The sequence below is a fragment of the Streptomyces sp. NPDC007095 genome, from assembly GCF_040634475.1.
Lineage (GTDB): Bacteria > Actinomycetota > Actinomycetes > Streptomycetales > Streptomycetaceae > Streptomyces.
Genome location: NZ_JBEYFS010000167.1, coordinates 20,482 through 27,768, shown reverse-complemented (window position 1 = coordinate 27,768; position 7,287 = coordinate 20,482). Strand labels below are relative to the sequence as shown.

4 protein-coding genes are annotated in these 7,287 nt (G+C 70.3%); 3 read left to right on the top strand and 1 reads right to left on the bottom strand.

What is annotated here, in order from left to right; all coding sequences use genetic code 11:
* Positions 1–200: 200 nt before the first annotated feature.
* A complete protein-coding gene (locus ABZ656_RS40640; protein WP_101405965.1) occupies positions 201–2,009 on the bottom strand; it encodes a glycoside hydrolase family 15 protein in 1,809 nt (602 codons plus the stop codon).
* A gap of 490 nt (positions 2,010–2,499) precedes the next feature.
* Between ABZ656_RS40640 and ABZ656_RS40635 the strand changes: the two genes are divergently transcribed.
* The 3 genes from ABZ656_RS40635 (at position 2,500) to ABZ656_RS40625 (ending at position 7,163) form a co-directional block, all read left to right on the top strand.
* Positions 2,500–4,149 (top strand): CTP synthase, encoded by a 1,650-nt coding sequence (locus ABZ656_RS40635; RefSeq protein WP_101405966.1) that lies wholly within the window; start codon positions 2,500–2,502, stop codon positions 4,147–4,149.
* Between the two features lie 86 nt (positions 4,150–4,235).
* Complete coding sequence (locus ABZ656_RS40630; protein ID WP_101405967.1) at positions 4,236–4,862, top strand: NUDIX hydrolase; 627 nt, start codon at positions 4,236–4,238, stop codon at positions 4,860–4,862.
* Between the two features lie 201 nt (positions 4,863–5,063).
* Positions 5,064–7,163: a tetratricopeptide repeat protein gene (locus ABZ656_RS40625; RefSeq protein ID WP_101405968.1), complete on the top strand. Its 2,100-nt coding sequence runs from the start codon at positions 5,064–5,066 to the stop codon at positions 7,161–7,163.
* The last annotated feature ends 124 nt before the right edge of the window (positions 7,164–7,287 follow it).

Below are 7,287 nucleotides of genomic sequence, written 5' to 3'. Positions count from 1 at the left end.
GCCCTCGTACTGGACGTACTTGGATCTGTGCCTGGTGCGGTGAGAGTGCGTGCATGGCGTCGCAGGGCAGACGGGAATTTGACGACAGGGCCTAGGGGGCTGTCCGCGCCCCGAAGAAGGCAGTGGCCCGTGTCCCTGAAGAAAATCAGTTGCCCGCGACTCCCCCCGAAAGGGGAGCGCGGGCCGCTGTAGCGCTCGTGTCAGCCGCCGTACGCCCCGCTCGCCGTCAGCCGCAGGGCCGTGTCGATCAGGGGCACGTGGCTGAAGGCCTGGGGGAAGTTGCCCACCTGGCGCTGGAGGCGCGGGTCCCATTCCTCGGCCAGGAGGCCCAGGTCGTTGCGGAGGGCCAGGAGCCTTTCGAAGAGCTTGCGGGCCTCGTCGACGCGGCCGATCATCGCCAGGTCGTCCGCCATCCAGAAGGAGCAGGCCAGGAAGGCGCCCTCGTCGCCCTCGAGGCCGTCCACGCCCGCGTCCTCGCCGGTGGTCGGGTAGCGCAGGATGAAGCCGTCCGGGGTGGACAGCTCGCGCTGGATCGCCTCGATGGTGCCGATCACGCGCTTGTCGTCCGGGGGGAGGAAGCCCATCTGCGGGATGAGGAGCAGCGAGGCGTCCAGTTCCTTGGAGCCGTACGACTGCGTGAAGGTGTTGCGCTCCTTGTCGTAGCCCTTCTCGCACACGTCCCGGTGGATGTCGTCGCGCAGTTCGCGCCACTTCTCCAGCGGGCCGTCCGCGTCACCGGACTCGATGAGCTTGATCGTGCGGTCGACGGCGACCCAGGCCATCACCTTGGAGTGCACGAAGTGGCGGCGCGGGCCGCGGACCTCCCAGATGCCCTCGTCCGGCTGGTCCCAGTGGTCCTCCAGGTAGCGGATCAGTTTCAGCTGGAGGAGCGAGGCGTAGTCGTTGCGGGACAGGCCCGTCATGTGGGCCAGGTGCAGGGCCTCGGTGACCTCGCCGTAGACGTCCAGCTGGAGCTGGTGCGCGGCGCCGTTGCCGACCCGCACGGGGCCCGAGTTCTCGTATCCGGGCAGCCAGTCGAGCTCCGCCTCGCCCAACTCCCGCTCGCCCGCGATGCCGTACATGATCTGCAGGTTCTCGGGGTCGCCGGCCACGGCGCGCAGCAGCCATTCGCGCCAGGCGCGGGCCTCCTCGCGGTAGCCGGTGCGCAGGAGGGAGGAGAGGGTGATCGCGGCGTCGCGCAGCCAGGTGTAGCGGTAGTCCCAGTTGCGTACGCCGCCGATCTCCTCCGGGAGGGAGGTGGTGGGCGCGGCGACGATGCCGCCCGTGGGGGCGTACGTCAGGGCCTTGAGGGTGATCAGGGAGCGGACGACGGCCTCGCGGTAGGGGCCGTGGTACGTGCACTGATCGACCCAGTCGCGCCAGAAGTCCTCGGTGGCCTCCAGGGCCTGCTCCGGCTCGGGCAGCGCGGGGGGCTTCTTGTGTGAGGGTTCCCACGAGATGGTGAACGCGATCCGGTCACCGGGTGCCACCGTGAAGTCCGCGTACGTGGTCAGTGCCTTGCCGTAGGTCTCGCAGGCGGTGTCGAACCACACCGAGTCGGGTCCGGCGACGGCGACCGTGCGTCCCTCGTGCTTGTGCACCCAGGGCACGACACGGCCGTACGAGAAACGCATCCGCAGCGCGGAGCGCATCGGGACCCGGCCCGTGACGCCTTCCACGATCCGGATCAGCTGGGGCGCGCCGTCGCGCGGCGGCATGAAATCGGTCACTCGGACCGTGCCGCGTGGGGTGTCCCACTCGGATTCCAGGATCAGCGAGTCGCCGCGGTACGAGCGGCGCGCCGCCGTCGGCGGTTCGGCGTCGGCCGCGTGGGCGGGCCCGAGCCGCCAGAATCCGTGTTCCTCCGTGCCGAGCAGTCCCGCGAAGATGGCATGGGAGTCGAAGCGGGGCAGGCACAGCCAGTCCACTGTGCCGTCCCGGCAGACCAGTGCTGCGGTCTGCATGTCTCCGATGAGTGCGTAGTCCTCGATGCGCCCGGCCACGTGCATCTCCAGTCGAACGGCCACGTCGCCCCCGAGGGGCGGTCGCTCTGCGGTCAGGGAACAGGAACGTTAAAACGTTAGAAGATTGAACGTTAGAACGTTGGTAAAGCGTCGTTGCGGAACGTCAATTATCGGTGCGATTGTCGTTGCGAAACGAACTGACGAGCTCTCGTGGTTCCGGGATACGGGCGGGGATGGTGCCGTGTGCCGGCCGGACTCGGCAGCGAGTGTCCGAGCAGGATACGACGCACGTGGGTGATCCGCGTGCCGCTCCAGGCAACCCGGCTGGTCCGATCGAGTGAGCGCTGTGTGTGGTCTGTGCCGATGTGTGTGCGGAGCGTGGCCGGAAGCGGCCTCCCCAGGTCGCTGATACCCTGGTAGCCCGTGGACCGGTGGGCAAGAAACCCCCGAACCGCAGCGACGGCACCTCCGGAAAACTTCGGACACCACGCCGGTACGCACCCCAGACCGCGACCACGGGAGCCCCCTCTTGGCCATGCCGCCCAAATCCACGACGACCAAGCACATCTTCGTCACCGGGGGTGTCGCCTCCTCCCTCGGTAAGGGCCTGACCGCCTCCAGCCTGGGTGCGCTGCTCAAGGCGCGGGGCCTGCGGGTCACCATGCAGAAGCTCGACCCCTACCTGAACGTCGACCCAGGCACCATGAACCCGTTCCAGCACGGCGAGGTGTTCGTCACCAACGACGGCGCCGAGACCGACCTGGACATCGGACACTACGAGCGCTTCCTCGACGTTGACTTGGACGGCTCCGCCAATGTCACTACAGGGCAGGTGTACTCGACGGTCATCGCCAAGGAGCGGCGCGGCGAGTACCTGGGCGACACCGTGCAGGTCATCCCGCACATCACCAACGAGATCAAGCACCGCATCCGGCGTATGGCGACCGACGACGTCGACGTCGTCATCACCGAGGTCGGCGGCACGGTCGGCGACATCGAGTCGCTGCCCTTCCTGGAGACCGTCCGCCAGGTCCGGCACGAGGTCGGCCGGGACAACGTGTTCGTGGTCCACATCTCGCTGCTGCCGTACATCGGTCCCTCCGGCGAGCTGAAGACCAAGCCGACCCAGCACTCGGTCGCGGCTCTCAGGAACATCGGCATCCAGCCGGACGCGATCGTGCTGCGCGCCGACCGCGAGGTGCCCACCGCCATCAAGCGCAAGATCTCGCTGATGTGCGACGTCGACGAGGCGGCCGTGGTCGCGGCCATCGACGCCAAGTCGATCTACGACATCCCGAAGGTGCTGCACACCGAGGGCCTGGACGCCTATGTCGTGCGCAAGCTGGACCTGCCCTTCCGTGACGTGGACTGGACGACGTGGGACGACCTGCTCGACCGTGTCCACAACCCGCTCCACGAGATCAACCTCGCGCTCGTCGGCAAGTACATCGACCTGCCCGACGCCTACCTCTCGGTCACCGAGGCGCTGCGCGCAGGCGGCTTCGCCAACAAGGCCCGCGTGAAGATCAAGTGGGTCACCTCGGACGACTGCAAGACCCCGGCGGGCGCCGCCAAGCAGCTCGATGACGTCGACGCGATCTGCATCCCCGGCGGCTTCGGCGACCGTGGCGTGTCGGGCAAGGTCGGTGCGATCCAGTACGCCCGCGAGAACAAGATCCCGCTGCTCGGCCTCTGTCTCGGCCTGCAGTGCATCGTGATCGAGGCCGCGCGCAACCTGGCCGGCATCCCGGACGCCAACTCCACCGAGTTCGACTCCGCCACCGCGCACCCGGTCATCTCCACCATGGCCGAGCAGCTCGACATCGTGGCGGGCGAGGGCGACATGGGCGGAACGATGCGCCTGGGCATGTATCCGGCCAAGCTCGCCGAGGGCTCCATCGTGCGCGAGGTGTACGACGGCAAGGAGTACGTCGAGGAGCGTCACCGCCACCGCTACGAGGTGAACAACGCCTACCGCGGCGAGCTGGAGAAGAAGGCCGGTCTGCAGTTCTCCGGAACCTCCCCGGACGGCAAGCTCGTGGAGTACGTGGAGTACCCGCGCGAGGTGCACCCCTACTTGGTCGCGACCCAGGCGCACCCCGAGCTGCGCTCCCGCCCGACCCGCCCGCACCCGCTCTTCGCAGGCCTGGTCAAGGCCGCCGTCGAGCGCAAGACGGGCAAGTAGCACAAGGGCTGTACGGTGGCCGGGGTACGTGTCTTTCGGGACACGTGCCCCGGTTTTCGTTCGGTGTGTAGGAGGAACAGGGCGACATGACGATCAAGGACACCCCCGAGGAGTGGGACGTCAGGGCCACCGCGACCCCCTTCGTCGGCAACAAGACGTCCGTCCGCACCGACGACGTGGTCATGCCGGACGGATCGGTCGCCCGCCGCGACTACCAGGTCCACCCCGGCTCCGTGGCCGTCCTCGCCCTCGACGACCAGGACCGCGCGGTGGTGCTGCGCCAGTACCGGCACCCCGTGCGCCACAAGCTGTGGGAGATCCCGGCCGGCCTCCTCGACGTCCCCGGTGAGAACCCGCTGCACGCCGCCCAGCGCGAGCTGTACGAGGAGGCGCACGTCAAGGCCGAGGACTGGCGTGTGCTGACCGACGTCTACACCACCCCGGGCGGCTGCTCCGAGGCCGTGCGGATCTTCCTCGCCCGCGAACTCTCCGAGGCCGAGGGCGAGCGCTTCGAGGTCGAGGACGAAGAGGCCGACATGGAGCTGGCCCGGGTCCCCGTCGGCGAACTCGTGCGCGGGGTGCTCGCCGGAGACCTGCACAACAACTGTCTCGTCGTGGGTGTCCTCTCCCTGATCGCCGCCCGCAGCGGCGACGGACTCGACGCGCTGCGCCCGGCCGAGGCGCCCTGGCCGGCCCGCCCCTTCGAGTCCTGACGCACCCTGGACGCCGCTCCTCCACCCTGGACTCTCCTCTCCCACGATCCGACAGCATCAGTCCTACGATCGGCTGATCCGATCGGGGGACGTCTCCGCCGTGCTCCGCCCGGATCGTCGCAGAGCGTGAACTAGGCTCTGGAAACGCCCGAACCGGAGTCCCGGCGGGCTTGCGCGCGCAGTGGGACGGGAGTGTGGCCCGTGGCGGATCAGGCGGTGGACACAGACGGCACGAAAGTGTCGTCGGCGGGGCGGCGCCCGGCTGCCGGGTCCGCTCCTACGGAGGGTCAGTTCCTGGGCCGCACAAGAGAGTTGAAGGAACTCCGGGTCGACATCGAGCGCGCGGGCCTGGACACCCTCGCGGGCCGCAAGGCACCCCGCGCGCGCGTGCTGCTCATCGCCGGCAGGCCCGGCTCGGGCCGCACCGCGCTCGCCGAGGAGCTCGTACGGCAGGTTGCGGGGAGTTACCCGGACGGGGTGCTGCGCGCCCGGCTCGCCGAACCCGACGGCACCCCCGTGCCCACCGAGCGCACCGCGCGGGAGCTGCTGAGGGCCCTGGAGCTGCCCGCGCCGGCGGGGGCAGCCGCCGACGACCTGAGCGAGGCGGTGCGCGAGGCCCTCGCCACCCGCCGCGTTCTGCTGCTGCTCGACGACGCGGCCGACGCCGAGCAGGTCGACGCGCTGCTCCCGGACACCCCGGAGTGCCTGGTCGTCGCGGTCTCCGGCGGACCGCTGACCGGCATCGCGGACGTCCGCCCCTGCACCCTGGGCGGCCTGGACACCAAGTCCGCGCTCGAACTGCTCGACCGCTTCACCGGCTCGGTGCGCATCACCGTCGACCCGCTCGCCGCCGAGGGACTGGTCGAGGAGTGCGCCGGTCAGCCCGCCGCCCTGCGCCTCGCGGGAGGCTGGCTCGCCGCCCGCCCCACCTCGGCCGTCGCCGACCTCGCCAAGCAGCTGCGTACCGAGGGCGACGAGAGCACCCCGCTCGGCCGGGTCTTCCACCTCGTCTACACCGCGCTGTCCGCCACCGCCGCGCGGATACTGCGTCTGCTCTCGCTCGCGCCGGCCGGCCTCATCGACCCGCACACCGCGTCCGCGCTGGCCGGCTGCTCGGTGGACACCGCACGGTCCGCGCTGGACGACTTCGTCGGCTTCGGCCTCGTACGGCCCGTCGAGTCGCGGCTGCCGCAGTACGAGGTGCCCGGCTGCCTGCTGCCGCTGCTGCGCTCCCTGGCCGAGAGTCAGGACCGCCCGGCCGAGCTGCAGCTGGCCCGCGCCCGGATGCTGGAGCGGACCGTACGGCTGCTGGCGTCCTGCCGCGCCATCACCGAGACCGACAACGCGTCCGCACGCGAGAAACTCGCCGCGCTGCCCCGCGAACTGCGCTTCCCGACCCCCAGGGCGGCCGAGGACTGGCTGCGTATCCGGCAGCCCGCGCTGCTGGCCGCGGCCCGGCTCGCGGTCGCGGACGGGGAGCTGGACACCCTGGCCAGGAGACTGATGGCCGCGCTGGTGCGGGCGATGGTCGCCCACTTCGGCACCCGGGCCGCGGCGCCCGAGCTGTACGGCATCCACCGCCTCGTCCTCGACGTCGCCGAGCGCCAGGGCCAGCCCCGCGAGAAGGCCGCCGCCCTGCTGAACCTCGCCGACCTGGACGCGCAGACCGGCCGTACGGCCGACGCCCTGGCCCGCTACCGGGCCGCCCTGGACGCAGGACGCGAGGCGAACGACCCGTATGCGACCGGCCGCGCGATGGAATCCGTAGGCGGCGCCCACCAGGAGCTCGGGGACCACGACCGGGCCGCCGACTGGTACGGCAGGGCGCTCGCCCAGCGGCTGGCGCGGGACGAGCGGGTGGACGCCGCCCGGCTGTACGGCCGTATCGCCACCGCGCACACCTACGCGGGCCGCTACGGCGAGGCGCTGCGCAACTGGCGTGCCGCCGTCACCGGACACCGCAGGAACGGCGATGTGCCCGCCCAGGCGCGGGCGTTGAGCGAGCTGGCGCGCGTCCAGGAGTACGCCGGGCGGCCCGAGGAGTCGCTGCGCACCTGCCACGAGGCGGTCGAGTGGGCGCGCCGTGCCGAGGACCACCGGCTGCAGGCCGCACTGCAGCTCCGGCTGGCCGACACCCTGGACAGGCTCGGCGACCCCGCCGCGGCGCGACTGCACCGCAAGGCCGCCGAGCGCATGCTGGGTGATGAGCTTCCGGAGAGCGCGACGGCCAAGGAAGACACAGAAGGTACGGAACAAGGCGCTAACACCTGCGAAATCCGTAGTACATCCGTCGAAGATTGATGCATTGAAAGGCTAGACAGAGAGAACCCCTTCATTAGACTGGCTCCGCCGCGTTCTTTCGTGGTGTCTCCCGGTGCGCCCCCGTGTATCCGGGTATGACGTGCATTGCCCCGGCTTGCATCGC

Excerpts from the sequence above, each read along its gene's own strand:
- ABZ656_RS40640 (WP_101405965.1), bottom strand. The coding sequence starts at position 2,009 with ATGCACGTGGCCGGGCGCATCGAGGACTACGCACTCATCGGAGACATG.
- ABZ656_RS40630 (WP_101405967.1), top strand. The coding sequence starts at position 4,236 with ATGACGATCAAGGACACCCCCGAGGAGTGGGACGTCAGGGCCACCGCG.
- ABZ656_RS40635 (WP_101405966.1), top strand. The coding sequence starts at position 2,500 with ATGCCGCCCAAATCCACGACGACCAAGCACATCTTCGTCACCGGGGGT.